28 protein-coding genes and 1 pseudogene are annotated in these 24,826 nt (G+C 42.3%); 3 read left to right on the plus strand and 26 right to left on the minus strand.

Annotated elements, in window-relative coordinates; all coding sequences use genetic code 11:
* Positions 1–13 precede the first annotated feature (13 nt).
* Together pfkB and L1765_RS08155 are read right to left on the minus strand one after the other, a co-directional pair.
* Entirely contained in the window at positions 14–1,033 is a 1,020-nt protein-coding gene (gene pfkB / locus L1765_RS08150; RefSeq protein ID WP_236406226.1) for a 1-phosphofructokinase, read from the minus strand.
* A gap of 11 nt (positions 1,034–1,044) precedes the next feature.
* A complete protein-coding gene (locus L1765_RS08155) occupies positions 1,045–1,815 on the minus strand; it encodes a DeoR/GlpR family DNA-binding transcription regulator (protein ID WP_236406227.1) in 771 nt (256 codons plus the stop codon).
* A gap of 376 nt (positions 1,816–2,191) precedes the next feature.
* Between L1765_RS08155 and L1765_RS08160 the strand changes: the two genes are divergently transcribed.
* From L1765_RS08160 to ppdK, 3 genes are all read left to right on the plus strand, one after another.
* Positions 2,192–2,479, plus strand: coding sequence for an FAD/FMN-containing dehydrogenase (locus tag L1765_RS08160; RefSeq protein WP_236406228.1), 288 nt, complete (start codon positions 2,192–2,194; stop codon positions 2,477–2,479).
* A 172-nt stretch (positions 2,480–2,651) separates the two neighbouring features.
* On the plus strand, positions 2,652–2,828 hold the full coding sequence (locus tag L1765_RS08165; protein ID WP_236406229.1) for a hypothetical protein: 177 nt from the start codon (positions 2,652–2,654) through the stop codon (positions 2,826–2,828).
* A gap of 4 nt (positions 2,829–2,832) precedes the next feature.
* Positions 2,833–5,481: a pyruvate, phosphate dikinase gene (gene ppdK, locus L1765_RS08170; RefSeq protein ID WP_236406230.1), complete on the plus strand. Its 2,649-nt coding sequence runs from the start codon at positions 2,833–2,835 to the stop codon at positions 5,479–5,481.
* Positions 5,482–5,490: 9 nt separating this feature from the next.
* Here the strand turns inward: ppdK and L1765_RS08175 are convergent, their stop codons facing one another.
* The 24 genes and pseudogenes from L1765_RS08175 to L1765_RS08290 all read right to left on the minus strand — a co-directional run bounded on the left by L1765_RS08175 (position 5,491) and on the right by L1765_RS08290 (position 24,692).
* The gene (locus L1765_RS08175; protein ID WP_236406231.1) at positions 5,491–5,901 is read right to left on the minus strand and encodes a hypothetical protein; all 411 of its coding nucleotides are present in this window, start codon (positions 5,899–5,901) and stop codon (positions 5,491–5,493) included.
* 30 nt (positions 5,902–5,931) lie between these two features.
* Positions 5,932–7,119 carry an MFS transporter gene (locus L1765_RS08180; RefSeq protein ID WP_236406232.1) on the minus strand — a complete coding sequence of 396 codons (1,188 nt, stop codon included), beginning with the start codon at positions 7,117–7,119 and terminating at the stop codon, positions 5,932–5,934.
* A 213-nt stretch (positions 7,120–7,332) separates the two neighbouring features.
* Positions 7,333–8,178, minus strand: a complete 846-nt coding sequence (locus L1765_RS08185) for a 1,4-dihydroxy-6-naphthoate synthase (protein ID WP_236406233.1) — start codon at positions 8,176–8,178, stop codon at positions 7,333–7,335.
* Entirely contained in the window at positions 8,175–8,879 is a 705-nt protein-coding gene (locus L1765_RS08190; protein ID WP_407942231.1) for a futalosine hydrolase, read from the minus strand. Before L1765_RS08190 ends, L1765_RS08185 begins: the two co-directional genes overlap by 4 nt.
* A gap of 315 nt (positions 8,880–9,194) precedes the next feature.
* A complete protein-coding gene (locus L1765_RS08195; protein WP_236406235.1) occupies positions 9,195–9,497 on the minus strand; it encodes a hypothetical protein in 303 nt (100 codons plus the stop codon).
* On the minus strand, positions 9,454–9,657 hold the full coding sequence (locus L1765_RS08200; RefSeq protein ID WP_236406236.1) for a conjugal transfer protein TrbL family protein: 204 nt from the start codon (positions 9,655–9,657) through the stop codon (positions 9,454–9,456). The genes L1765_RS08195 and L1765_RS08200 overlap by 44 nt, the downstream gene beginning before the upstream one ends.
* A gap of 251 nt (positions 9,658–9,908) precedes the next feature.
* Positions 9,909–10,235 (minus strand): DUF4320 family protein, encoded by a 327-nt coding sequence (locus L1765_RS08205; protein ID WP_236406237.1) that lies wholly within the window; start codon positions 10,233–10,235, stop codon positions 9,909–9,911.
* Complete coding sequence (locus tag L1765_RS08210) at positions 10,229–10,444, minus strand: hypothetical protein (protein WP_236406239.1); 216 nt, start codon at positions 10,442–10,444, stop codon at positions 10,229–10,231. Before L1765_RS08210 ends, L1765_RS08205 begins: the two co-directional genes overlap by 7 nt.
* Before the next feature lie 70 nt (positions 10,445–10,514).
* Entirely contained in the window at positions 10,515–10,889 is a 375-nt protein-coding gene (locus L1765_RS08215; RefSeq protein ID WP_236406241.1) for a type II toxin-antitoxin system death-on-curing family toxin, read from the minus strand.
* Positions 10,886–11,128, minus strand: coding sequence for a type II toxin-antitoxin system Phd/YefM family antitoxin (locus L1765_RS08220; protein ID WP_236406243.1), 243 nt, complete (start codon positions 11,126–11,128; stop codon positions 10,886–10,888). Before L1765_RS08220 ends, L1765_RS08215 begins: the two co-directional genes overlap by 4 nt.
* Positions 11,129–11,187: 59 nt before the next feature.
* Positions 11,188–11,358 (minus strand): hypothetical protein, encoded by a 171-nt coding sequence (locus tag L1765_RS08225; protein WP_236406245.1) that lies wholly within the window; start codon positions 11,356–11,358, stop codon positions 11,188–11,190.
* 19 nt (positions 11,359–11,377) lie between these two features.
* Positions 11,378–12,079, minus strand: a pseudogene (locus L1765_RS08230) (DNA adenine methylase); the annotation flags it as partial.
* Between the two features lie 32 nt (positions 12,080–12,111).
* Positions 12,112–12,426: a hypothetical protein gene (locus tag L1765_RS08235; protein WP_236406248.1), complete on the minus strand. Its 315-nt coding sequence runs from the start codon at positions 12,424–12,426 to the stop codon at positions 12,112–12,114.
* Complete coding sequence (locus L1765_RS08240) at positions 12,419–12,670, minus strand: DUF1281 family ferredoxin-like fold protein (RefSeq protein ID WP_236406250.1); 252 nt, start codon at positions 12,668–12,670, stop codon at positions 12,419–12,421. The genes L1765_RS08235 and L1765_RS08240 overlap by 8 nt, the downstream gene beginning before the upstream one ends.
* Positions 12,671–13,253: 583 nt before the next feature.
* Positions 13,254–14,831 (minus strand): ATP-binding protein, encoded by a 1,578-nt coding sequence (locus L1765_RS08245; RefSeq protein WP_329610000.1) that lies wholly within the window; start codon positions 14,829–14,831, stop codon positions 13,254–13,256.
* 27 nt (positions 14,832–14,858) lie between these two features.
* Positions 14,859–15,281 (minus strand): hypothetical protein, encoded by a 423-nt coding sequence (locus L1765_RS08250; RefSeq protein ID WP_236406254.1) that lies wholly within the window; start codon positions 15,279–15,281, stop codon positions 14,859–14,861.
* Positions 15,274–16,173, minus strand: a complete 900-nt coding sequence (locus tag L1765_RS08255) for an SIR2 family protein (RefSeq protein ID WP_236406256.1) — start codon at positions 16,171–16,173, stop codon at positions 15,274–15,276. Before L1765_RS08255 ends, L1765_RS08250 begins: the two co-directional genes overlap by 8 nt.
* A 17-nt stretch (positions 16,174–16,190) precedes the next feature.
* Positions 16,191–16,541 (minus strand): hypothetical protein, encoded by a 351-nt coding sequence (locus tag L1765_RS08260; protein WP_236406258.1) that lies wholly within the window; start codon positions 16,539–16,541, stop codon positions 16,191–16,193.
* Between the two features lie 231 nt (positions 16,542–16,772).
* Positions 16,773–18,161 (minus strand): 23S rRNA (uracil(1939)-C(5))-methyltransferase RlmD, encoded by a 1,389-nt coding sequence (rlmD, locus tag L1765_RS08265; RefSeq protein WP_329609999.1) that lies wholly within the window; start codon positions 18,159–18,161, stop codon positions 16,773–16,775.
* 27 nt (positions 18,162–18,188) lie between these two features.
* Entirely contained in the window at positions 18,189–19,067 is an 879-nt protein-coding gene (locus L1765_RS08270) for a diacylglycerol kinase (RefSeq protein ID WP_236406260.1), read from the minus strand.
* A gap of 128 nt (positions 19,068–19,195) precedes the next feature.
* Complete coding sequence (locus tag L1765_RS08275) at positions 19,196–19,915, minus strand: exonuclease domain-containing protein (RefSeq protein WP_236406262.1); 720 nt, start codon at positions 19,913–19,915, stop codon at positions 19,196–19,198.
* 43 nt (positions 19,916–19,958) lie between these two features.
* Positions 19,959–21,032 carry a DUF294 nucleotidyltransferase-like domain-containing protein gene (locus L1765_RS08280; protein WP_236406263.1) on the minus strand — a complete coding sequence of 358 codons (1,074 nt, stop codon included), beginning with the start codon at positions 21,030–21,032 and terminating at the stop codon, positions 19,959–19,961.
* A 25-nt stretch (positions 21,033–21,057) separates the two neighbouring features.
* Positions 21,058–22,359 carry an ammonium transporter gene (locus L1765_RS08285; RefSeq protein WP_236406264.1) on the minus strand — a complete coding sequence of 434 codons (1,302 nt, stop codon included), beginning with the start codon at positions 22,357–22,359 and terminating at the stop codon, positions 21,058–21,060.
* Positions 22,360–22,559: 200 nt separating this feature from the next.
* Entirely contained in the window at positions 22,560–24,692 is a 2,133-nt protein-coding gene (locus tag L1765_RS08290) for a copper-translocating P-type ATPase (protein ID WP_236406265.1), read from the minus strand.
* Positions 24,693–24,826 lie beyond the last annotated feature (134 nt).

Raw genomic sequence — 24,826 nt, forward strand, 5'->3', positions numbered from 1 at the left:
GGATCTTATTTGGTTAGTCGTGTCCGATTTGAGTAATTGATCCACCAGTTCCACACAGGACTGGCGATTCATTCGGGAAATGGGCACCGTCTGCTTCAATTTGTGAAACTTGCACCTGCCCCAAAAAGCGCTGAACTTCGGTAAAGGTGCAAACTTGGGTTCCAGGTTTTGATGCAGTAACTGTACCGGCAGTAGTGATCCATTTGGCCAATTCTATTAAGGATTTTTCTTTTAGAAGAGAATAAACAAGAGCTGCCACCATAGAATCTCCTGCCCCAACTGTACTTCCCGGAATAATGGGAAACGGTGTAACGCGGTAGATTTCTTCCTTATCCATGACCACGGATCCTTTGCTGCCCATGGATATTACAATTAGTGAAATTCCGACTTTCAACAATTCCTTTGATACTGATATTATTTTTTCATCAGAATCCAATTCATATCCAAAGAGCTGTTCCAATTCAAATAAATTGGGTTTTATTGCATAAGGCTTGGCTTTTATCCCTTCCTTTAACGCTGCTCCATCTGCATCCAAGATCGTTTTTACATTCCGGTGATTTGCCATTTCGATAAAATCTCGATAAATGGTATCAGGGACACCGGGAGGTAAGCTTCCTCCTAAGACAAGGATGTTGCTTTCATTCAGAATCTCTTCCATTTCATCCATAAATTGATCCAGATCCTTTTTGGATACTTCAAATCCGGATTCATTGACTTCTGTGGTGACTTTTGTCTCTTCCTCTACGATTTTAAGATTGGTTCTAGTCTCCCCATCAATCCTCAAAAAATGAAACTTCATTCCTTCATTCTTTAATTTCTTCATGATAAAGTCACCTTGGGAACCCGCAATAAATCCGGTGGCTAACACGTCAATCTGGAATTGCTTTAGCACCTTTGCCACATTAATTCCTTTTCCCCCAGGGTCCAATTGAATTTCCTTTACCCGATTTAATCCACCCCGTTGAAGCCGTGCTAATGTGATGGTTTTATCCAAAGCAGGGTTAAGGGTGACTGTTACAACAGATGATTTCATCTCATTTCCTCCTATGGACACACAACGTATACGTCAACTCCTAAGTCTTCCCATTGCTTGATAACGCTTACAGGAGCGGCCTGATCAACAACCAGTTTATCGATTTCGTTCGCTTCAGCAAATTTAGCAAATGATATTTTCCCCATTTTGCTGTGGTCGGATAATAATATGACCTGTTTTGCAGACTTTATCATTTTTCTTTTTGTGGAGGCTTCCACAAGATTTGGCGTTGTCAGTCCCTCATGGATATCCAAACCATTGGTGGCTATGAACGCCTTATCTACTCTAACCATAGAAAGGGACTGCTCTGCAAAAGGACCTACAAGGGCTAATGTTTCTCTCCTCAAAATCCCCCCGGTCAGTAAAACTTCAATTCCCCTGCTATCCTCAAGTTCTTTTGCGATCATGATCGAATTGGTTACCACTGTTAATCGAGAAAATGTTTTCAAGGCATTAGCTAGATGAAAAGTGGTTGTTCCAGAATCAATCAGGATAGTATCCTCCTCTTCGATAAGCTCAATCGCCTTCTTGGCAATGGCCTCTTTTTCTGAGCGAAATTTATCCTCTTTTTCCCCAAAAGTTGGTTCGAAATTCACTCCTTGGAGGGATACGGCACCACCATGGGTTCTTCTTAGTAATTTGGCTTCTTCCAGTTCCTTTAAATCCCGGCGGATGGTGGATTCAGACACCTCAAAGTGAAGACTGAGCTCTTGTACAGAGGCCCTGGAATTTTTTTGAATGTATTCAAGGATATGAATTTTTCTTTCTTCTCCATATAGCATAAGCATCCCTCATTGTTGATCATTTTAGATCATTATTTGTTTAATATTTGATTATATATGATTGTTTATGATTGTTTATGATTATAGTCTATATTTTTTAACTTTTCAAGAGAAAAATAATAATACGTGTACCCCTATCAAATATTTTTTTTCATCTTCATAAAAGTTTCATATCTTGTTTAGAAGTTCTTCATATGAGGTGGGTATATTGAAGATGTAAGAGGAAATACCCCCTAAAACAAAAATCATATAAATGATTATCTCGGAGGTTACAAGCGAGAAGTTATATGTACGTTTAGTTTCACATCTATAAATTCGAAAAAATTGACGAAATGTCAATTTTAATAAATGAAAAAGGAAAAGGAGATGGAATGCCATGAAAAAAACGTTTTTCACTTTCGGTCTAGTGGTTTTGGTTCTTAGCATCGGAATAGGAGCTGCCTTTGCTGAATCTGATTTAAGCACCCCATATGGATTTGATTTCGAATCCATGCTGCCGTTCATGCAGCAAATACATCCTGATGTAGATGCGGAAGTATTCGAGCAAATGTACACTGCCTGCCATGGAGATGGGACCGGAAATACCAGCTACTACGGCGGTATGATGGGTGGAAACTATAACTACAGCAACATGATGGGAAGCTTCTTCAAAACTGATCTATAATAATTGCATATTACTTCACTCTCCCTTAAAAACATCCGGTCAAACACAGGCCGGATGTTTTTTGTATGACAACTTCTTGTCACTCATGGAAGCTTGACTCATAATTTGCTATGATAGGTCTTAAAATATAATATCTGCGATGATAAATCATATGAACAAAGGAGGAACACGAATGCCGTTATTTAAATTGACCGTAACCATGGTCATTGAAGCAGAAACTGAAGAAGCAGCAGAAGCATCCTATTCCCAACTGCTGGTTCATGGAATGAACAAATGTGAAGGCCTCCAAGACATTACCGTAGAAGACGTCGAAGAAATTGAAAAGCTTGAAGAATGGAAGGAATCTTAAGAAGATGAATCGAAAATATGTGTATTTATTTTCTGAAGGGAATGCATCGATGAATCATCTCCTTGGAAGAAAGGGGGCCAATCTGGCGGAAATGTTCTCCCTTGGCCTGCCTGTACCACCCGGGTTTACCATTACCACCGACGCCTGTCGCCGATACTATAAAGAAGGTAAAAAGATTCATCCAAAAGTAGAAAAACAAATTGATGATGCCCTGATTTATTTGGAAAAGGTGACAGGAAAGGAATTCAGCCACCCCAAAAATCCTCTTCTGGTATCGGTACGTTCCGGATCTTCCGTATCCATGCCGGGCATGATGGATACTATTTTAAACCTGGGGTTAAACGACAAAACGGTTCAAGGGTTGGCTGAACAAACAGAAAATCCACGTTTTGCCTTGGATTCATACCGTCGCTTTATTCAAATGTTCAGCGACGTAGTCTTGGGAATTGATCTATATCTCTTTGAACAAGAATTGGATCAATTAAAGGAAAAGGAAAAGATAAAACGGGATTCAGAGTTGACGGCTGATCATTTAACAGATTTAATCAGACAGTATAAAAAAATCGTCAGGCAGGAAGTAAAAGATGAATTCCCTCAAGATCCCAAGGTTCAATTAATTCTGGCCATTGGAGCCGTGTTCGACTCATGGAACAATCAGAGGTCGATGATATACCGCAAAATTCACAATTTGCCCGATGATCTGGGAACTGCGGTCACCGTCCAAATGATGGTTTTTGGCAATCTGGGTGATTCCTCGGGAACCGGAGTCGCCTTTTCCCGGAATCCATTATCGGGAGAAAATCAACTTTTCGGGGAGTATCTAGTTAATGCTCAAGGGGAAGACGTAGTGGCCGGAACAAGGACACCCGAATCCCTTTGTATCTTAAAAGAAAGCTCCCCTAAAGCTTACGACAAATTAACAGAGGTGGCCAAAACACTGGAAAATCATTATCGGGATGTACAGGATATCGAGTTTACCATTGAAAACGGCCGGTTATTTTTACTTCAAACAAGGGTAGCCAAACGATCTGCTGTTGCCGGAATAAAATTTGCCGTAGATATGGTAAATGAAGGTCTTATTTCAAAAAAAGAAGCACTCATGCGCATTGATCCATCCAACCTGTCAACCCTTCTCCATCAAACCATTGATCCGGAAGTTAAGGCTGATGTATTGGCAACGGGTTTGCCCGCCAGCCCTGGTGCAGCGACAGGCATTATCATTTTTGATCCAGAAGAAGCAGAGAGAATGCTATGGACTGGGCAGGACGTGATTCTGGTAAGATCGGAAACAAGCGCCGACGATATCCACGGAATGGTAGCAAGTGTGGGAATATTAACCTCCCGTGGGGGGATGACCAGCCACGCTGCCGTGGTAGCCAGGGATCTGGGAAAGCCCTGCATCGTCGGTTGTGACGAGATAACCATCAATCTCTCCCAGAAGGAACTATATATTCAAGGGAAAACATTGAGGGAAGGGGATTTAATTACCATATGTGGTTCCAGCGGCAAAGTCTTTCTTGGAAGTGTTCCGTTGGTACCTCCTCAACTAACACCGGAATGTCATACGTTATTATCTTGGGCCAATGAAGTGAAGAAGCTGGCTGTCTTGGGAAGTGTAAACACTCCCGAAGAAGCAAAGACAGCAAAATTATTCGGGGCTGAGGGGGTTGGACTTTGCCGAACGGAACATATGTTTATGGATCCGGCCAGGGTTCCGATTGTTCGAGAAATGATCTTAGCCCAAAACAAATGGGAAAGAAAAAAAGCCCTTGATAAGCTGATACCCATGCAAAAAAAGGATTTCTTGGGAATTTTTCAAGCGATGGAAGGGTGTACTGTTACGATTCGACTGATAGATCCACCTCTCCATGAATTTCTCCCCAATGCGGAAACCCTTACCATGGAAATAGAAAGGGCAAAAATGGCAAAAAATTATCAGGAAATGGAAGAAAAAGAGGAGTTATTAAAGAAGGTAAAAGGGCTCCATGAACTAAATCCGGCATTTGGGCACAGGGGGTGTCGGATCGGTATTACGTATCCAGAAATCTATGATATGCAAACAAGAGCCATTGCAGAAGCGGCACTTGAATTAAAAAAAGAAGGAATCATCGTCTATCCTGAGATAATCGTTCCCCTTGTCAGCCACATCAATGAGTTAAAGACCGTTCGTGAACAGGTTGAGGAAGTCCTTAGTCATGTGTTTCTTGAATATGGTGACCGGATTGATATCCCAATTGGCACATTTATCGAATTGCCAAGGGCCTGTATGACTTCCCACCAAATTGTGGAGTACAGTGATTTTTACACCTTTGGCGGAAATGATTTAACCCAGGCCACCTTTGGGTTCAGTCGTGACGATGCAGAAGGAAAATATTTGGCCTATTATCTGGATTATAAAATATTGCCGGAGAATCCCTTTGTTGTTCTTGACCAGGAAGGTGTGGGAGAACTGATTAGAACCGCCATAGAAAAAGGAAGGGCCCGCAAACCTCAACTAAAAATAGGAGCCTGCGGGGAACACAGTAGTGAGAAGAAGTCTGTCCTCTTCTTTCAAAACATTGGCGTCAACTTCATCTCCTGCCGTCCTTATCGAATCCCAATTGCCAGGCTTGCTGCAGCGCAAGCCGCTCTAGCCGCTGCCGAGAAAGATTAAAAGAAGAAACTATTTGGCATCGATTGGTTTAATTTCATAGTGATCATCAAACAATTGGAAGTATCGGATTTCCGGAAACTGAAGGGTCGTATGAGTATAATATTGGGTATCAAAGACGATCCTTCCGTCTTCTGGAAAACCTAAATTCATCAGATAGGGCTTAACCAGGACTAACCGCCTTTGAATCTCTTTCCAAGATTCAAACTGCCAACAAATCTCCAACTTGTCATTAAAGATACTGAAGTGAATTCCATTCTCCTTGATGAAGGGCATCACCTTTCCATGCATAATATCACCGTTCCAAACCAACATATCCCCGGTGGGCAAAATAATCCCCCGGGCATATCTTTCATCCTTATAAATATTTTTTACATCCCTTCGACTGGGATTGGTATATATGATTAAATCATCCAGGTTCATAAATGATTCCTGCCTCTCCCTTTTTTCCCGTTAATTTGTGGATTCAGAAATATGCAACCTGTCCTTTAGAAGAAATCTATAAAGAAATCCAATGGATAACAGGCTAACCACAGCGCCAAATACAAATGGAGATTCCATTTGATATTGATACAGAAGTGTTCCAAGAATCGGACCACCAATTCTTCCCAGACTATCCATAGATGAAATCAGTCCGGTGGCAACCCCCTGACCAAAGGTTGTTTTTTGGGAAATCAGCGACGTGACGCAAGGACGGATCAACGCATTTCCAGCTCCAAAAATGGCAATGAATAAAGTAGCCGTCCAAAAGCTCCTTGAAAAAATAATGAGTGTAAACCCAATAGCAGATACAATGAGACCTATAAAAATAGCTTTGCTTTCATCCCCCTGTTTCACTCGCTTGCGGACAACCCCCCCTTGTATTCCTGCACCGACAATTCCACTAATGGCAAACATAATCCCTACTTCAAATGGGGTGGCTCCGATTTTTTGGGCCTCATAATACTGAAGGGTTCCCTCCAAACTGGCCAACGTAAAGGAGACAACAAAGGAGAGAAGATACAAGTATTTCAGTGAACCCGCAAAGGCTTTCCATCTTGATGTCTTTTGCTCTGCTTTTTCCCTCCTGGTTTCATCAGATAATGATTCTTTCAGATTGATATAGGCGAAGACGAAAATAATCAAAGCCAAAATGGATGAAGCAAAAAAGGGAGTTTCGTTTCCGAACCGGCTTAACATGCCTCCAACAGCTGGACCAAAAATAAATCCGAGGCCAATGGACATACCAGCTAAACCCATCCCTTTCGTCCGGTTTTCGATAGAAGTGATATCAGCAATATAGGCAATGGCACAGGAGGTCACTGCTCCGGAAAAAAGTCCTCCCAAAATTCGAGACACATACATCAACCAAAGTTTATCAGCAGCAATCCCAAACAGGAAGAAACTAAAGGTAAAACCAATCAATCCAACCAAAATAATGGGACGCCTGCCAATTTTATCAGACAGTCCTCCCCAAAGAGGTGAGAAAAAGAATGACATGGCGGAGTAAATCGCCAAAAGCATTCCCAAATGAAAGGGGGCTGCTCCTGCAACTGCCACCATCTCGGGCATGACGGGAATGATTAATCCAAAGCCAATAAAGACCGTCATGAGGATTGTCATAATAATGCCTATTCTTTTATCCAACTTTTCCACGTCCATTTCTATCATTTTCTTTGGCTGAATTATACAAGCGTTGCAAGAGAAGCAGCGTTCGATTCCTCTTTTCTTCCTGCTCTCTAGAACCGCCATTCATCCCCCACTTTCGTTAATCTTTGAAAAACCTGGAGGTGGAAGACTCCTGGCGGGTTAGGTTAAATCATTTAGATTATAACAATTATAATTTAATAATAAAAGTGGTTTTTCAAATACAAATCATGTCAAGGATAGCTTCGCCAAATCCACTTCGGGGACAAGACCTTCTTGAGAGGCCCTGGAAAGCAGTGCAGCGATTGCCGCATACCCTTCTTCCCCCAGATTAGCGGAAAACTTATTTACATACAGATCAATATGGGCTTTTGCTACTTCAGGATTCATCTCTTGGGCGTGATGCAGCACGTATCCCTGGGATTCATCCGGATGTTTCCATGCATATTCTAGCGACGCCCGAATCCACCCGGAGATTGCCTCCAAATCCAACGAACGGCGGGCAATGATGGCACCCAACGGAATCGGCAGGTTGGTATCAGCTTCCCACCAGCTTCCCAAATCTGTCAGCAGGCCTAATCCATATTCGGGGTACGTAAAGCGAGCTTCATGAATGACAAGCCCTGCATCTACCTCACCATCCCGAACGGCGGGCATAATTTTGTGAAACGGCATAATGATCACCTCTCCCAATCCACCAGGCACGTTTTGGGCTGCCCACAGCCGAAACAGCAGATAGGCGGTGGATCGCTCACTGGGCACTGCCACCCGTTTTCCGGCAAGCATTGCTGGCATCACGGGCTCGGATATACTGCTTTTCGTCAATACCAACGGACCACATCCCCTTCCTAATGCTCCCCCGCAGGGAAGGAGCGCATATTCAGAAAGGACCCACGGCAGAGCCGCATACGAAATCTTTAGGACATCCGGTCCGTTGGGACTCTCCGCCATACCGTTGGTAATGTCGATATCTGCGTATGTTACTTCAAGCTTTGGTGCCCCGGATATTAATCCGTGTACCCAGGCATGAAAAATAAATGTATCGTTGGGACAGGGGGAGAAAGCAATTTTCATATGAATACCTCCAATAATACTTTACTTGCTTCTTCCAAAAGTTTTAAAGCCTCTTCAATCCGCCATGAGGACCGGTCCCGCGGACCAACCAGGTTGGATATGGAACGAATTTCTACGATTGGCAAGCCACGATCTTGAGCTGCAATGGCCACACCATAACCCTCCATCGCTTCTGCAGCAGCCCCTGGTACCCGGGAAGCCATTTCCAGGGCGGTTGGAGCAGTACCGGTTACTGTCGATACCGTTAATATCGGGCCAATTGTAACTGGAAGACCAGCTGCGTGCAATCCATCCACTAGTCGAATCGCCAGGCTGTTATCCACCGGTATACGGGTGAATCCGAAACCCAGTTTCTCCAGGCTGCAAAAGCCCTCCGGGGTCTCTGCTCCTAAATCGGCTGCCACGATTTCGCTGGCTACAACGAGGGTGCCCACTTCCGCCTGACCAGCAAAACCGCCCCCGATTCCAGCACTCACGATCAAGTCGTATTCACTAGCTGCTAATGCCCTCGCAGTGCGGGCTGCAGCTACTGCAGGACCGACACCCACCGCCAGAACATCAAATATGCCAGTTCTCTGAAGTCCGCGCAATATCGCGTCCCTCTCTGCTGGGACAGCAGTCGTGACGAGTACGCGCATTCCCGATTTATTCCGGTTGTGATATGGAATAACAGAGGGTTCTTCCCTTAGATCCACATTCATTTTAGATGCTCCTTTATTTTGTAACCTAAATGCTTCTTTTACTATTATAGTCATTATTTCTAATGACAGTGAACTAATAAATAAGCCCTAATCCGGTTCATCCTATTTTCATTTATATTTTCATTTGTATAAGAAACCTTGGTGTACTCAACGCCTATGGGGACAGCGCAATCAAATTATTATACAGAGATTCATTTTTAATTCTAATAGCAGTATCGATCTTTTTTTCAATTGCATTTTCATCTACTTGTTTTTTAAGATCATCTAACTCATTCAGTATGCGATTAATTTCATCTATCAATTCACTATCTGTACCTAATAAATTTGAATTGATAACGAATTTCTATAAGTATCCATACTATCAAAGAGTTGAGACATCTCTGTATAGCGACTTTTGGATTTTGCCAATTCCATAGCAACAGAATTTTCTTCTTTTCTTAATTCTATCATTTCATGAGAAGCAGCAATAATTTTTTCACTGTCAATATTTGCATCCCAAGAATTTTTATTAATTAAATCCTTAAGTAGATCAACTTGTGCATCAAATGATAAATCATCTATTTTAAGCTCCCTACTAATAATTCCATATTCTTGTGCCCCTGCCGCTTTGGTATTCAATACCACATTCAAAGGCGGAAACTACAATCCCTGTCCCATAAAGTGCCCATGCAAGATAGGAGAAGAACAGCACAATAGCCTGCACCCAGCTCATCTCAAATAGCTCGGCTCCCATGTTGCCCATCATAGCAAGGTACAAGAGCTTTTTCTTTTTTTTCATCAATTTTTCCACCTTTCTTCCTTTATTGCTGAAAAAGAAAAGACCGCAGGGCTTTTCACGCCTTGCGATCCTGTTCTTTTTCTGATGATATTTTTAAGGTTTTACGGGCGCGATGTGCCAGTCATCCCATAAGCTTCCGCTTATGTTCACTGAGTCTGTTAGGTTCATAGAGAGCATCCCCTGCGGTGTGGAAGGTGTCGTCCAGCGCACCCACACAAGCTGTCTGTCACCTTCGGGATAATATATGTTGTTTACCGTGTAGGTTTTACCGCCGATGGTAAAGTGTACCGAATGAACTCTTCATTGAGCTGGATTTTGCCGGTCTTTGACCATGAAATGGCGGTATTAAGTCCTGTTTTTTCCAGCAGCACCTGCGCCCGCATGCTGGTTTCGCTGCCGACTCTACCTGCAATCTCTGCTTCTCTGCAAAGTTCTGAGGCAAAGGTGTCAAGTTGGCTCTTGGCGATGTAGACCGGAAATACCTTAACAGCAAGAGCAATGACAAGCATGGCGCAAAGTACCAGCACGGCCACATCGATATACCCTTCTCCGCGTTTATTGACCAGCTTTTCTAACACATCCGCACCCCCTCGTCCTGTCCGGGTTCTCGGAAGGCTTCGCCCAGCTCGTAATCTTGTTCGGCCTTCCTTGTGTCGGCAAGTGTACAGAGGACATGCCCCCTTTCCTCGTCCAAAGCAGTTCCCTGCTCGTTCAGCCACTGGTCCCTCACCACCTCCAGCGGGTTTTGAAAGCGCAGCAGCTTTTGTTTCAAATCCTGTTCGTTCATCAGAAGACCTCCTTTCAGTTCAACAAAAAAAGAACGGAGGTTATCCGCTCTTTTTCGCCATGCCCATTCTTTAATTATGCCGTAGAATCCATTCCAAGAGTTGCTTATCATCCATCTCGCCGGTGGCAAGCTTTAAGCCGGTTTCGATAATATCCTGATCCGAACATGTTAGCTCAATGCCATTGATTTCCAGAAAAACCAGCATGGCAAGCATTCCGATTCTCTTGTTGCCATCAACAAAGGGATGATTTTTTACTAAAGAATACCCCAAACGCGCCGCCTTCGCCTCCAGTGTTTTATATACATATTCACCGCCAAAGGTCTGAAATGGAGCGTTGACCGACGTGTCCAGCAGGTTCTCGTCACGAATCCCGTCCAATCCTCCGGTTTCCTTGATCAACGTGCTGTGCATCATCACGATTTGCGGAATGCTTAATCTTTTCATTTAGCCAGTTCCTCAAACGCCATCCGGTGTTTTGTGATCAGGCGGCGAGCTATACTTTTCACATCCTCGTCAACCGCCATTTCCTCAGCCTGAAATTCACTGAACTCTGTGATAATATAACGCGGCACATTGTTTTTCAAAATGACCGCAACACCATTCTCATCAACCAAGCGCGCCACCTTGGAAAAATTCTGATTGGCCTCGGTAATGGATACAAGGCTGTTTGTGTTGATATTCATTCATAACACCTCCTACTTCTAGTATACACAGAAATAGGATAAATTCAACCTATTTCATTTCAAAACATCCCGCCGAGGGACTTGATGATCTCATAGGTAATGATGGCGAGATAGGTAAACAGGAAGCACATCGGCATGATGAAGGAGAAAATCCGGATTTTGTGCGGTATCTTCTGCGCCTCACCCTTGAGTCTTTGCAGCTCCAGCACCTTAAAATCATGGGCGAGCATCTGAAAATAAATCGCGCCGTCATCGCCGCCAGTGTATAGCTCCCTTTTTCCACAAAGGTGATGGTACCGCCCTCATCGGAAAGACTGCCGCTGGCATAGTCGGTATAGGGTACGGCATCACCGACATTTGCTGAAATACTCTAAGCGGTATTAAGGCGTTGTCCCTGTCATATTGAAGGATCAACGCCTCAAAGTCTTTATTCTCGATGACCGTATCCTTAAGCCTGCGGCTTCCCGACCATATAAGGTGGAAGGTTTTCCGGATATCAAAGGGCTGGCAGCTATATGAGGTGCAGCCGCTGCCGTAGCTGTAGCGGATCAGCTTGAAGAAGGCGGCGGCGCGTTTTACGTCCGACATGGTCGCGTTTTCAATGAGGATCGATTTGATTTCCTCAAACTGTGGCGGGGACAGACAGTTCTCCGCCAGTTCCAATTCCTCCCGCAGGTATTCGCTGGTGAATTCCTCCTTTTCAAGATATTTTTTGAGGACGTTGAATTCGTCCATGCCGTTTAGGGGCAGGAAATTCAACTCCTTGAGCAGGGCCAGAGGACGCTCCTTGACGCAGCGGAACAGGTTGGCAAGGTCGGCGTTGTAGTCATTATAGACCTCCATGCTTGCATCCGGTTTCCTGCCGAAGAGTACCCAACCGCCGCCACCAAAGACCTCAATGTATCTTCCATAATCTTTGGGCATCCGCTGGTAAATAAGTTCACGCAGGGCCTTTTTGCCGCCGAATCAGCTGATAATGCTGTTCAATCAGTCATCACCTCCTTGGCCTGGTGATCCTGTCCATATCGGTCCGCATACCGCTCCCGTCTGTACTCCAGCAGATAAAGCCGACACCAGGATAGGGACAGCCTTTGCAGCGCTCGGTGTTTTTTGGCAAGGGTACGGTGTGAATTTTTCTTGGTGGCGCAGGATCGCTGCCGGTTTTTTTCTCCTGTGTTTTTATGTCTGTGTTCATAGTTCAGCTCCTTTCCGGCAACAAAAAAAGACGCTGCCTCGAAAGGTAGCGCCTTATGCTCGTTTGCCTTTTCGATATATAGACGGCATGCATTGCTACACACCGCCCATCTGAGGAATTTCATCCGGCTCTTCTTCCACATATTCATATTCACCGGTGCTTTCATTGTAGAGATATCCTGCTTCGGCAAGGTCTATATCAAGTATGCTTGCCGCCAGCTCAAGCGCCTCGGCAGAGCCGCCTTCTGGTGTAAAGCAACTCAGGGTTTTGCCGCCTTTAAACTCTGCCTTGCCGGTGTTATAGCCAAAGTCCTCATCCGCCCATTTGTAGTGCTTGATGTTTGACATTTGATTTCCTCCAATCGTTTGTGACTTTCACCCTAAAAAAGGGCATAAAAAAAGCGGCAGCATCTTATTTCTAAAATGCCACCGCTAATTTGCTAATGGGGAATTCCTTATTTGGTTTTTGTCGTATGTATAAAATGAAGCTACGCTATCAGACAACCTTTTAATACCAAAAAGCCAACCAACTTTCTGGATAGCTTGCCAGTTGATAAGCGATTATTCAAAATGCAATAATTTTCAACACTATCTAAGTTGATGATCAGGTCAATTTTTATTCGCTTTTTAACATTAACCACTATAAATGAAGTCGATGAACAAACTTTAATAAACAACTTCCTTGACATATATTATTATAGTGAAAAACTCCACAGCATAATTCTTAATATCAGGATGAAAATTAAAGTTATCATAAACCGATCTGAACACTTCTTGTTATGACAGACAGTTACACCTCGTTAGGAAATAGTTACACTTCCTCTTTAATTAGAAAATCCTAAAGCCTCTTTACCCTCACCGAAATTAGGATAGCAAAGCAAGGGTATTATTAAATATTATCCTCTTTCTGCCATTCATCACTAATGCTTTTCTAGTCAATATCCCTTTCTTCTTTTCCAGTCCACACATCCCAGAACTCAGGGTCTTTTGATCTTGGGCAGCACTTATCCTCTAAAGTATTCATTTCAACAATTACTGGTATCGGGGCCGCCCATCCAAGCAAAATTGCTTTTTTTGTTGGAAGTATTGGGAGTTCATTTAAAATGCTTCCTAGATTGTCTGGCACTAACTTTTTTACCATCTCCTGATCTTTATCATTGACTATCCGGTGCAAAAGAAAAGTATTGCATTGGGATAAAACAGTCTGAGATAATTCTGAAGGCCTCTGAGAAGAAATCAGTAATCCAAGACCAAACTTACGACCTTCTTTAGCTATTTTTTCGAATGATTGACTACAAAGCCGATTAGCTGTAATCTCATCGGCATCCCCATCATAGCGCTTAATAAAATTGTGAGCTTCTTCAATAACAAGTGTTGTAGGCAGTATTTTTCCGGTTTTTCTTCTGTAACGCTGGTGGGCTTCAAAAATGACTCTTGATAAAACAGATACAATTACAAAAAGAATTTCAGAAGGCAGCAACGAGAGGTCGATAATATTAATAGTTCCATCATCTTCATTACTACCGATATATTGATTTAACCATCCTTCCAGAGTTATTTCTTCTTTTGTTTTTGTTTCAATCACTGAAGCAATGCGAGAATCAGTCAAAATGCTTCTGACTCGCATCATGAAAAAGTCCATGAGTTGCTGCGCATTGTTTTCCTGAGATAGTCTTTCAATATGACTGAGAAAATCTTCATTTGTAAAGAAAACAGGGCTATCTTCATCTGGCCCTTGATAGCTTTTCAACTTCCCGAAAATACTCTGCGATGCTTCAATTGCAGAGACAACTTCTTGTATATCTGTTAAATTAAAGGCTGGATAATTATTACCGCTCTTTGGCCTTTTTGTTAAAACACTATTAATAGAGGCCATTATTGCTTTAATTTTATCTTTTGGCTCACCATCGATTTTATCTAAAAAAGAAGCAAGGGAATCTTTTGATGATTGAAAAATTTCTCCTAGATTGTTTTTCCCCGGCCAATTGGCTATAGCATTTATTCCCTGTCTTTCAAAGTTTCTAAGAGTTAGCAAAATACTTGTAATTAAACGTCTAGGAGCAATCAGACTATCATTTTCATCCAATCTTCCGCCATAACGAATCTCCCGCAGGGTTTTTCTTAATAGTGGTCTTTGTGTTTTACCACTAGCCTGTGCAATTGAACTCCATTCGTAACTATTCCACATCCAACTCGGAACCTTTAATTGGGAGATAACAGCATTTGAATTGCTCTTATCATTGAATATCACCTGAAAACAACGGATATTAGCTAATCCCTCAAATGCATCGCAATATTCACCATTTGGATCGAGTACAATAAAACGGGAATTAAGCTTTTTATCTTTTGGTAATTCATTTCTTGCTTCTTCAAGAGTCCATCGTATTAATCCAGCTACTGAACAAGATTTTCCACTTCCTGTATTCCCTAAAACCGCTATATGCCTGCCAAAAACTCTATCGGGGTTTATAAAAACAGGCGCATTTGCAGCCATCGGAGAAACACCGATTTTAACTTTTGCATTATTGTCCTTGTTTTAGACAATTGCCCGTAACTGTTCTTGATTAGGAACTACAACAATATCCCCTACCGACGGGTAACTATAAACTCCACGCTCAATTTCAAATTGCCCATCCTTTTCTTTAAGAATCCCTAAAGGAGTTATAGAAAGCTTACGAAGTGGAAAGGGTAAGTCAATTAGGTCAAAGTCTTTGTACCCCTTTCTTTTAGGATACGGTGAATATTCAATTCCAATCCATGAAATAATTCCTACAAGAGCGCCAGATTCATTGGGAATGAGAACAAATCCGTTTACTTTTGGGAAAAGTTGTGGTACTCCGGTATTAATAGCGGTGTTTTGCGGAGCATTGATTTCAAGCTGTACTTTTATTTCACGTGGAGAAACAAACTCAACCGTACCAATAGTTTGGTTTCTGATATGTTCAAATTCTTTATTCATCTTCGCTCTCACTTTCTTTTTGAGTGATTTTCCTTTTCTCTTCAATTCTATGCCGTCTATCTGAAATTCGATCAATTGCTGATTTTGGAAGATAGTTTTCAGTTAATATTCGGATATTCCCATAATGATTACCTAATAAAAGAGTAAGTTGAGAAGGATTACATTTTTCAACAAAGCTACAAATTCGTCCATCCGCCAAATCATAAGAAATAATTACCAGATGAGTCGATGGTATAGTCATCATATCTAAAATAATATTGTTTATATGTGAGTCTCCAAAACCGTAGCCATAAGTAACAAGAACAGAATTGGGTCGACATATCGCTGCAGAAAAGTCTCTAAATAATTCAGAATAAGGGAAATATACCGTATCAATCCCTTTTGCTGAGTTAGGATAAATCACTTTTGTTTCGTAAGGCTTTTGAATTGCGTCTTCATTTATTTCACACCCAAAAGGCAAGGGTTCTTTATGAATATCTCCATTGCTGAAACGCCAGTCAAGCGAGCCGTGCAGCTTCGTGTAACGAACAACCCCCTCAACATATCGTGGTTCGCCGCGTATCCCAGGTGGATTATAATGGTAATCCAACTCCATTTTATGCATTCTCAAGGTTGGGTTTAACTTCCCAATAAAACGGTCTAAGGTATAAATACCTGCATTATCTAGGGCATATTCAATAAATCGGTCATAATTGGTTGTAAAAATATGCAATCTGTCACGGGTGGCAGTTCGGCTGCTAAAACTAATGAGAAATCTTTTTAAAAGCGCTAAAGAGTCCGAGCCTTTATCTGAAGAAAGTACATTGTATTCATTTTTTAACAGATTCAATATGAGGGATTTCATCTTCTCATTTATTTCATCTTCGAGTGTTTTAGCATTTGCATCATTCAATATTTTTAAGCCTTTTACTAATTCGATGGCATCCTTAAATCATCTTCAAAATTTGCTGAGCCACGGGACATCTTTTTTGCTTCTTCATTAGCAAAGAATTCTATTTTTTCACCTTCAATTGTAAATTTTATTCGCTGCATAGCCTGTGGAGTGACGCCTGAGTCATAACAAATTCCTGTAGTAAGACCTGAACCCAGCAGTAGTGAGAGATGCTCACTTTGAAAAACAGCAGTCAGCCATGGCTCTATCACAGATCGAAGTTCTTTTTCGTCCGGAATGTCTGAACCTTTAGGGACTTCATTTGCAATATAGAGAATATGCCCTTTTGACCAGTCTATCGAATTCATCAATCTTTCTCCTTCAACCATACCAAAACTTCTTTGAATTTTCTCATTTCTCTAACAGACATAATTATATCATAAATTTTGGTAAACTTGTTAAAAGGCTTTTTTCGGCTAATTTTTCAGAATATCATTCGTGCTTTCCTGGCGAGCTATACCTCCATATTTATCAAAGAAAATCCAGTCAGGCAATTAATGCTTTTCTGGTTGTTTATCTTATAAAAATAAAAACCCGCTCTTCAAAATCCCCGGAAAACCTTATTTCATGCGGCTTTCGGCACGTTTTATCTGAACTACGCACTCAACGTGCACCGTATGCGGAAACATATCTACAGGCTGCACTTCTATCGTCTTAAAGCCCCCATCTTCCAAGATCCGCAAATCCCTAGCCAAAGTACTGGGATTGCAGGAAACATAGACAACCCTTTTCGGTTTCATGTCGATGATCGTTTTCAACAATTCTTCATTGCAGCCCTTGCGAGGGGGATCAATGACCATTACATCGGCCTTGATTCCCTGGGCATACCACCATGGAATCACCTTTTCCGCTTCTCCTACGGCAAAGGTGACATTTTCTATGCGATTTAATCTGGCATTTTTCTTGGCATCGGAAATGGCTTCGGGCACGATTTCCACCCCATAAACCTGTTTGGCATGCCGGGCCAAGAAAAGCGAAATGGTCCCTATGCCGCAGTAGGCGTCGATCACAGTTTCCTTCCCTGTTAACCCGGCGTATTCCAAAGCTTTGTTATATAGCTTCTCGGTCTGAACCGGGTTTACCTGAAAAAAGGAACGGGCAGAGATCGCAAACTTGATATTTCCGATATCATCATAAATCACTTCTTCCCCCCATAGGGTTTTTGTCTTCTCTCCAAAAATGACGTTGGTTCTCTTAGTGTTTATGTTTTGAACAATACTTCGAATCCCGTCAACTTTTTGTAAGATACCTTCGATCAGGCTGTCTTTCTGAGGAATCTCTTCTCCGTTGGTAATCAGAACGACCATGACCTCCCCGGTACGAAAGCCGATTTTGGCCACCACATGGCGAATCAACCCTTGATGTGTTTCCTCATGGTAGGCAGAAATTCCTAAAGAAGAAGCAATTTCCTTGACTGCCTGTACAACCTCATCATTCTTTTCGTGCTGGATAAGACAAGCTTCCATGTCTATGATTTGATGGGAGCCAGCTGCATAGAATCCGCCAATCAGCCCTCCCTTTTCTTCTCCTATGGGAACCTGGGCTTTATTCCGGTATCGCCAAGGGTTTTCCATTCCTATGGTCGGATGAATTCGTACATGTTCCAATCCACCTATTCGGGATAGGTTATCCCGTACCAACTGCTCCTTCTGCCGGAGCTGTTCCTCGTAATTGATATGCTGGAGCTGACATCCTCCGCACTTTTTATATATCGGACAGGGCGGTTCAGCCCGATAGGGACTTGCATCCTTTATCTCCATTAAACGGCCGTATCCGTATGTTTTCTTTACCTTAACTACCTTTACTTCTACTTTTTCCCCCGGCAATGCATGGGGAACAAAAAGGGTAAATCCTTGATATCGCCCAACCCCTTGACCCTCATGGGTCAGTCCAGTAATCTCCATTTCGATGGTTTGGTTTTTTCCCACCGGGATTGTTGTCTTTCCCACAAGCCATTCTCCTTATCCTTCTAAATTTCACACAAACACCTGAATATGTCTAGGCAGAACTTTAAACTCTACGGGAAGATCTCCCCCAAATTCTCCATCTACATTTAGATGAACCACACTTTCTGAACTGGCCCTTAAACTGCTTGTTTGAAAATATAAGATATGGGGATCTTGGATATGCTCTCCCTTCATGGTCAACGAGGCCAACTTAACAAATTCCGCCAGGGTCGTTTTTTTCACAACCAGCACATCAAACAGACCATCCTGCAAATCAGCCTTAGGCGCCAATTTGTCAAACCCTCCCACAGTGGAACTGTTGGCTACAAGAAAAAGCATCATTTCTTCATCAACCGTCTGATGATCCATTTCTAATCTTATTTTTGTCGGCTTAATAAAGGGGAGCTTTTCAATTCCTTTCATGTAATAGGCTAATTGTCCCAATACGGTTTTCAGTTTACTTGGAACCTCATAGGTGAGTTCCGTTAAATACCCTCCACCGGCAATATTAATGAAGTATCGTTTGTTTGCCTTCCCCACATCAATGGTCATTAGTTTTCCATTTGCAATGATTTCACAGGCCTTGCTAATCGATTTGGGAATTCCCAAGGCATTGGCCAAATCATTGGAGGTTCCAGCGGGAATGATTCCTAGGGCAGGTCTTTTCTCATATCTGGATAAACCGTTTACCACTTCATTAATTGTCCCATCTCCGCCGGCAGCGATCACGATATCATATTTTCTTTCAACAGCTATTTTTGCTGCTTCAATCGCATCTCCTGATCCTTTTGTGGCATGACAGGAGGTTTCCAATCCTGCCGTTTCCAACCGATCCAGGATATATGGCAAACGTTTCGGGATCTCTTCCCTGCCTGCTGATGGGTTATAAATTAATCGAGCACGTTTCATGGAACCCCACTCCTTCATGGTGATTTCTTTATTCCGAACAGATATTTCCTGCCACCATTTTACAGGTTCCACTTCTCATCTGCAACTTTTGGATCTTTTATACAAAAAAACCACCTTAGCCAAGGTGGTCAGGAGAGTGCCAACTGTTCATACAGGTCTTGGAACGTGATAATCCCTTGTTTTTTGCACTGATTTAAGAGTATGCTCCACAAAGCTGCTGTCATTCTGGCATCACCAAGGGCCGTATGCCGTTTAGAAATTGGAATTTGAAAATGGTTTAAGATGTCATCTAATTCAATCAGATCTATTAATTCTGGATATAAAGAGGATATGACCCGCCTCAGTTCGATGGTCCGATTGGTGATGCGGGAAAATTTAGTTCTCCACAGGTAGTAATTGAGAAATGTCAGATCATGACCCAGATGATATCCAACGATAACCCTTGACCCAACAAATTGTATAAAGGAGGGCAATATTTCTTTTAGTGTCGGTGCTTTTTTTACATCTTTCATCGATATTCCTGTTAAATCAGTAATGTGGGAAGGAATGGGCTGGGTTGGCTTCACCAAGGATGAAAATGACCGCTGTCCCAACCCGTCTTCCACATGGACTGCACCCAAAGAAATAATTTCATTCCCCAAATCAGGACGAAATCCTGTTGTTTCGGTGTCAACAACCACGTAATTCACTTTTTCAAGGGGTTGGGAAAGTAGACTCCGTTCCGAGGCTTCCTTTAAAATGCTTCGTTTCCAGGCTTCCTGCTGCAGGCTTCCTCCTTGAACCCCTTGGTTTATGTTGAACATCCGGTTAAAAAACTGCATCATTTCTTCCCATCGACCTTTCCTCAAGCTTTTAGAGCCTGTTCAAAATGACTTTTTTGAACATCCTCTTTCACATAGATGTAAATTTCTTATTTGTATATTTTTGAAACCTTCTGACCAGTTTCATCGCTTTTTTTAATTCTTTCATCTGTTCCTTCTCCAATGTTTGAAGTTGAATAAAGTTATCGGGAAACTCCAGTTTTGCAGCCGATGTAACGTGATGAAATAACCGAAGAAAAAATACGATCGCCAATGCCTGTTCCCATTCTTTTATTTCTTCAACTTTCCAAAGCCCTCTTTCCGACAGACCGGATAATCTTTCAAAGGAATTGACCGCGGGTATTTCATATTTCATGGACCAGAGCCTTAATGTTTCCACCATTTGTCGGTAAATTCCCTCTTTGAGGTTAAAATATCCCGCCTTCTCACCGTACCTCTCTGTAATGAATTGCCCCAATGGACCGACGGGGATTTGGTGAACCAAATTATGCTCTGCTCCCCTGCTAAGGAATGCCTGTTGTTTAGAAATAAATGTTGAAAACCAGTGCCGCAATTCTTTTCCCAGATCCATCAATCCATAGATGGGTCGAAAATCTGCAGAAATCAACGCAAAACGTAAATGGTCCAAATGATGATGTTCCACCCAATCCGTCCAGGTATTCTTCCATTTGACTGCGGAATTCCTCCATCTAGGGTTACTAATCATCACATTCCCCTTACACAGGGGATATCCAATATCATCTAAGGCAAGAACCAATTGATCCGCCAAACTCTGAAAGTAATCATCGATCTCCTTTTCTCTTTCCTCCGGTGGATTTAAATAAACCAAAGCATGGTCCTGATCCGTCCATAACGTCTGCTCTTTTCTTCCTCCGCTGCCCAGGATCAGCCAACAAAAGGGTACAGGGGCCTCCTTTCCCTGCTGTTGAAGCCCCTGTTCCACCAACTGAAATGTTTTTATCATCATTTGATCATGCAGTTTCGTTAATTGATCATATATTACGATCACGTTGGATAGATGGATAAGTCCCTTTGAAAATCCGCTGGAGAGCCCTTTAGAAATATCCCAATGTATTTGTTTCAGCTCTTTTAAATCGAAAGCCGCTGCAATTTCTTTTTGCCAATTTTGAAACAACCGTTCCATTGGGTCCTCCCATTTTACGACATGATCATACCGAAGAAGACTCGGCAGACAGATGAAGATTTTTCTTCTCCTCACTTTTCTTTAATAACTCAGGATAACCGTAGGAGCCATGTTCACTAATATCTAAACCGGCTACTTCATACTCTTCAGAAACCCGAATGCCCATAGTTACTTTCATAATACCTAATATTACAAAGGTTATCACAGCTACATATAAACCAGCAGCCACTACACCCAAAGTTTGAATTCCGAGAAGTTTTAATCCTCCGCCGTAGAAAAGACCTGCTGATCCTCCTGTCAATTCTGCTACTCCAAAGAGTCCGATGGAAATGGTTCCCCAAATCCCAGCAATTCCATGGACGGAAAAAGCACATACCGGATCATCCACTTTCTTTCTTTCAAAATATACTGCTGTAAAATATGTGATAAAGCCCGCTGCTCCACCGATAACCACTGCAGCCCATGGTTCTACAAAGGCTGAAGGAGCGGTAATCGCAACGAGGGCTGCCAAAACTCCGTTTAGTGTGGCTGGAATATCTGCCTTTCCGCTATGCAGTTTCGCAGCCAATAGGGCAAAGATTGCACCAGCCGCAGCAGCCAAATTGGTGGTTAATGCTACATAGGTAAATTGTGCGGCGCCAGTTTGTAAAGTACTCCCAGGATTAAAACCAAACCAACCCAACCATAAAATCAATGTCCCAAGAACCGTATAAACCTGGTTGTGGCCCGGAATTGCATTTGGCTTACCGTTTTTGTTGTATTTACCAAGTCTAGGACCCAATAATAGGGTAGCAATAAGGGCAGCAATGGCTCCGGTAAGGTGAACTACCGTAGAACCGGCAAAATCCAACATTCCCAATTCACCTAACCAACCGCCACCCCATACCCAGTGACCGATGGCAGGATAGATGACAATCATAAAGAGTGTACCAAAAACAAAATAGACAGATAATTTCGCTCTTTCTGCAAATCCTCCCCAGGCGATAGCCAGGGAAACAGCGGCAAAACCATACTGGAATAAATAGGTTAACTCAACTGGCAAATCCCCAGAGGTTAATCCAGTTGCAAATCCTTCAAATCCTTTCAGAAACCAACCTTGTGTACCAAAGAAACCATTTCCTTCACCAAAGGTGATTCCATATCCAAAGGCCCAAAAAACTATGGCACCTATGGCAAAGCTCAGAACCTGCTTTCCTGCAACATGCCCGGCATTTTTCATTTGTGTAGAACCCGCTTCCAGCAGTGCAAATCCCGCTTGCATAAAAATCACCAACATCGCAGCTAAATAAATCCAAACCGCATTTAGCTCATAAATAATGGTTTCCATACAATCCTCTCCTTTTCTTTATTTTTTATTATGTTATATTACCTAACATTATATACGTCATATCATACCTAGTTTTTCGTATTTTGTCAATATTATTTCTTGTTTAATGTAATGTTTATTTACATAAACAAAAAGCCGTTAAATAACGGCAATTGTGTGTGATTTATCTTGTTATATTACATTACGCAGTTTGCGGTAAATCACGCTAAGGAAAGTCTGTTTTCTTTTCTTCTTAACAAAAGGGAACTCAACACCACAGTGATCGTACTTCCAGACATAGCCAAAGCAGCAATTTCCGGTCTAAGCATTATTCCAAAGGTAGGATAAAAGATACCTGCAGCAACGGGAACAGCCGCAAAATTATAGGCAACTGCCCAGAATAAATTTTGTCTGATTTTTCCGAGGGTTATTTTGCTTAATTTTACAGCCGTAACAATATCCCGCAGGTCATCCTTTACCAATACAATATCTGCGGACTCAATGGCGACATCGGTACCCGCCCCTACCGCCAAGCCTATATCTGCCTGAGTCAATGCAGGTGCATCATTCACTCCATCTCCTACCATAGCCACAAATTTGCCATCTTCTTTAAATTTCTTTATATATTCTGCCTTCTGTTGCGGAAGAACCTCCGAGTATACGAGATCAATTCCCAGTTTCTTACCAATGGCTATTGCGGTTTGTTGATTATCCCCTGTTAACATAGCTACATCAATTCCTTGATTTTTAAGCATTCTTACCGCTTCGGCGGAGGTTGGTTTTACCTCATCTGCAACGGTAATGGCTCCTGCTAACTTTTGGTCCACAGCCAGATACATGACTGTTCTACCTTTTTCCTGTAATTCTGTAACCTCCCGTAGCAGAGGGGTAATATCAATATTCTTTTCCTCCATCAACTTTCGGTTTCCGATGATCACATGACTTTCTTTTAACCAGCCTTCCGCCCCATGACCGGGAATGATGTTGAAATCACGGATATGATTTTCATTTGATTCTATTTTTTGTACTTCTGCTTTTTTTACAATGGCTTTTGCCAAAACATGTTCTGATCCCTGTTCAATGGCTGATGCCACTTGTAACAGTTTTTCTTCTGTCCATTCAGGGGTTACGATCATTTCCTGAACTTCCGGCTCTCCTTTAGTTAAGGTTCCTGTTTTATCCACTACCACCATATTAATCTTGGACATGCGTTCCAATGCCTGGGCATTTTTGATTAAAATCCCTCTTCTTGCTCCCATTCCCGTGGCTAGCACGATAGCGATTGGAGTGGCAAGTCCTAACGCATCGGGACAAGCAATCACCACTACCGCGACGGCGGCAGAAAGGGCAAAGACAACCGGAGCATCCAATAAATAATACCAGGCAACAAAAGTTAATATTCCTAGTGTAATCACCCCAATCACCAAATATTGGGCAAACTTGTCTGCCACTCTCTGAGCTTCTGCTTTTGATTTCTGGGCATTTTCAACCAACTTTACTATTTGGGCCAAGGCGGTATCAGATCCCACTTTTGTCGCTTTCATGATCAGTTGCCCGTTTTGATTCATGGTTCCCCCAGTCAATTCGTCGCCATGCTTTTTCTCGACGGGAACAGATTCTCCGGTGATCATTGACTCATCCACAGAGCTAAATCCATCGATTACTTCTCCATCCACAGGAATCTTTTCTCCAGGCTTTACCATTAAGATGTCCCCAACCTGGACCTCTTCCAGCTTTACTTCCCTCCATTCTTCTTCTACCTTTATGCGGGCTGTTGGCGGAGTCAGATCTAATAATGCTTTCACGGCCTTGGTGGTTTTACTGCGGGTAATGGCTTCCATCCAATGACCTAGCAAGACAAAAGTCAATAGCATGAGGGAAGCTTCGAAATACACTTCTCCCGCATAAATAAAAGTGGCTCCCACACTGTATAGATAAGAAGCCAATACTGCCGTGGAAATTAGAACGGACATGTCAGGGCTGCGAAAACGGAGGGCTCTCCAAGCCCCTTTATAAAAAAATGAACCTCCAATGAGGACAGCAGGAGTGGCCAGCAAAAACTGCCACAGATTGTTATCAACCGGCGCTCTTAAACGAATGTTTAACAGTTCTGTGGCAATAGGGGAATATAAAAGAACCCATGTGGTAAAAAATAGAGTAATTATAAAAAGATTTCGGATTTTCCCAGTCATCTCCGGTCCATGATGCTCATGACTTACTCCAGCCATATCTTCCTGGTTATTCCCGGTAGCTTTGTTATATTCATCATGGGATTCATGAAAGTGTCCCACTTGTCCAGCCCTTTCATCAATTTTGTTGTGGACATGACTAAATTTTTTTTTGGTTTTTTCCATCATCAACACCCTTTCACAAAGAATTCCAATTATTTTAGTTTTTGAGGAGCAGGTAAATTTTATACGCAGTTCATGATTCACTTTATCCTGTCTATTCTGTAAAATTTTCATCTCTTAAATCTAAAGGAATAAGG

Origin of the sequence: Microaerobacter geothermalis (assembly GCF_021608135.1) — a bacterium.
GTDB classification, from domain to species: Bacteria; Bacillota; Bacilli; order DSM-22679; family DSM-22679; genus Microaerobacter; species Microaerobacter geothermalis.

What these genes read in the sequence shown, in the direction of transcription:
- pfkB (WP_236406226.1), bottom strand. Translation starts at nt 1,033, where the DNA reads ATGAAATCATCTGTTGTAACAGTCACCCTTAACCCTGCTTTGGATAAA.
- L1765_RS08155 (WP_236406227.1), bottom strand. Translation starts at nt 1,815, where the DNA reads ATGCTATATGGAGAAGAAAGAAAAATTCATATCCTTGAATACATTCAA.
- L1765_RS08160 (WP_236406228.1), top strand. Translation starts at nt 2,192, where the DNA reads ATGAAAAAAACGTTTTTCACTTTCGGTCTAGTGGTTTTGGTTCTTAGC.
- L1765_RS08165 (WP_236406229.1), top strand. Translation starts at nt 2,652, where the DNA reads ATGCCGTTATTTAAATTGACCGTAACCATGGTCATTGAAGCAGAAACT.
- ppdK (WP_236406230.1), top strand. Translation starts at nt 2,833, where the DNA reads ATGAATCGAAAATATGTGTATTTATTTTCTGAAGGGAATGCATCGATG.
- L1765_RS08175 (WP_236406231.1), bottom strand. Translation starts at nt 5,901, where the DNA reads ATGAACCTGGATGATTTAATCATATATACCAATCCCAGTCGAAGGGAT.
- L1765_RS08180 (WP_236406232.1), bottom strand. Translation starts at nt 7,119, where the DNA reads ATGGACGTGGAAAAGTTGGATAAAAGAATAGGCATTATTATGACAATC.
- L1765_RS08185 (WP_236406233.1), bottom strand. Translation starts at nt 8,178, where the DNA reads ATGAAAATTGCTTTCTCCCCCTGTCCCAACGATACATTTATTTTTCAT.
- L1765_RS08190 (WP_407942231.1), bottom strand. Translation starts at nt 8,879, where the DNA reads ATGAATGTGGATCTAAGGGAAGAACCCTCTGTTATTCCATATCACAAC.
- L1765_RS08200 (WP_236406236.1), bottom strand. Translation starts at nt 9,657, where the DNA reads ATGAAAAAAAAGAAAAAGCTCTTGTACCTTGCTATGATGGGCAACATG.
- L1765_RS08210 (WP_236406239.1), bottom strand. Translation starts at nt 10,444, where the DNA reads ATGAACGAACAGGATTTGAAACAAAAGCTGCTGCGCTTTCAAAACCCG.
- L1765_RS08215 (WP_236406241.1), bottom strand. Translation starts at nt 10,889, where the DNA reads ATGAAAAGATTAAGCATTCCGCAAATCGTGATGATGCACAGCACGTTG.
- L1765_RS08220 (WP_236406243.1), bottom strand. Translation starts at nt 11,128, where the DNA reads ATGAATATCAACACAAACAGCCTTGTATCCATTACCGAGGCCAATCAG.
- L1765_RS08225 (WP_236406245.1), bottom strand. Translation starts at nt 11,358, where the DNA reads ATGCTCGCCCATGATTTTAAGGTGCTGGAGCTGCAAAGACTCAAGGGT.
- L1765_RS08240 (WP_236406250.1), bottom strand. Translation starts at nt 12,670, where the DNA reads ATGTCAAACATCAAGCACTACAAATGGGCGGATGAGGACTTTGGCTAT.
- L1765_RS08250 (WP_236406254.1), bottom strand. Translation starts at nt 15,281, where the DNA reads ATGAATAAAGAATTTGAACATATCAGAAACCAAACTATTGGTACGGTT.
- L1765_RS08260 (WP_236406258.1), bottom strand. Translation starts at nt 16,541, where the DNA reads ATGGTTGAAGGAGAAAGATTGATGAATTCGATAGACTGGTCAAAAGGG.
- L1765_RS08270 (WP_236406260.1), bottom strand. Translation starts at nt 19,067, where the DNA reads ATGAAACGTGCTCGATTAATTTATAACCCATCAGCAGGCAGGGAAGAG.
- L1765_RS08280 (WP_236406263.1), bottom strand. Translation starts at nt 21,032, where the DNA reads ATGGAACGGTTGTTTCAAAATTGGCAAAAAGAAATTGCAGCGGCTTTC.
- L1765_RS08285 (WP_236406264.1), bottom strand. Translation starts at nt 22,359, where the DNA reads ATGGAAACCATTATTTATGAGCTAAATGCGGTTTGGATTTATTTAGCT.
- L1765_RS08290 (WP_236406265.1), bottom strand. Translation starts at nt 24,692, where the DNA reads ATGGAAAAAACCAAAAAAAAATTTAGTCATGTCCACAACAAAATTGAT.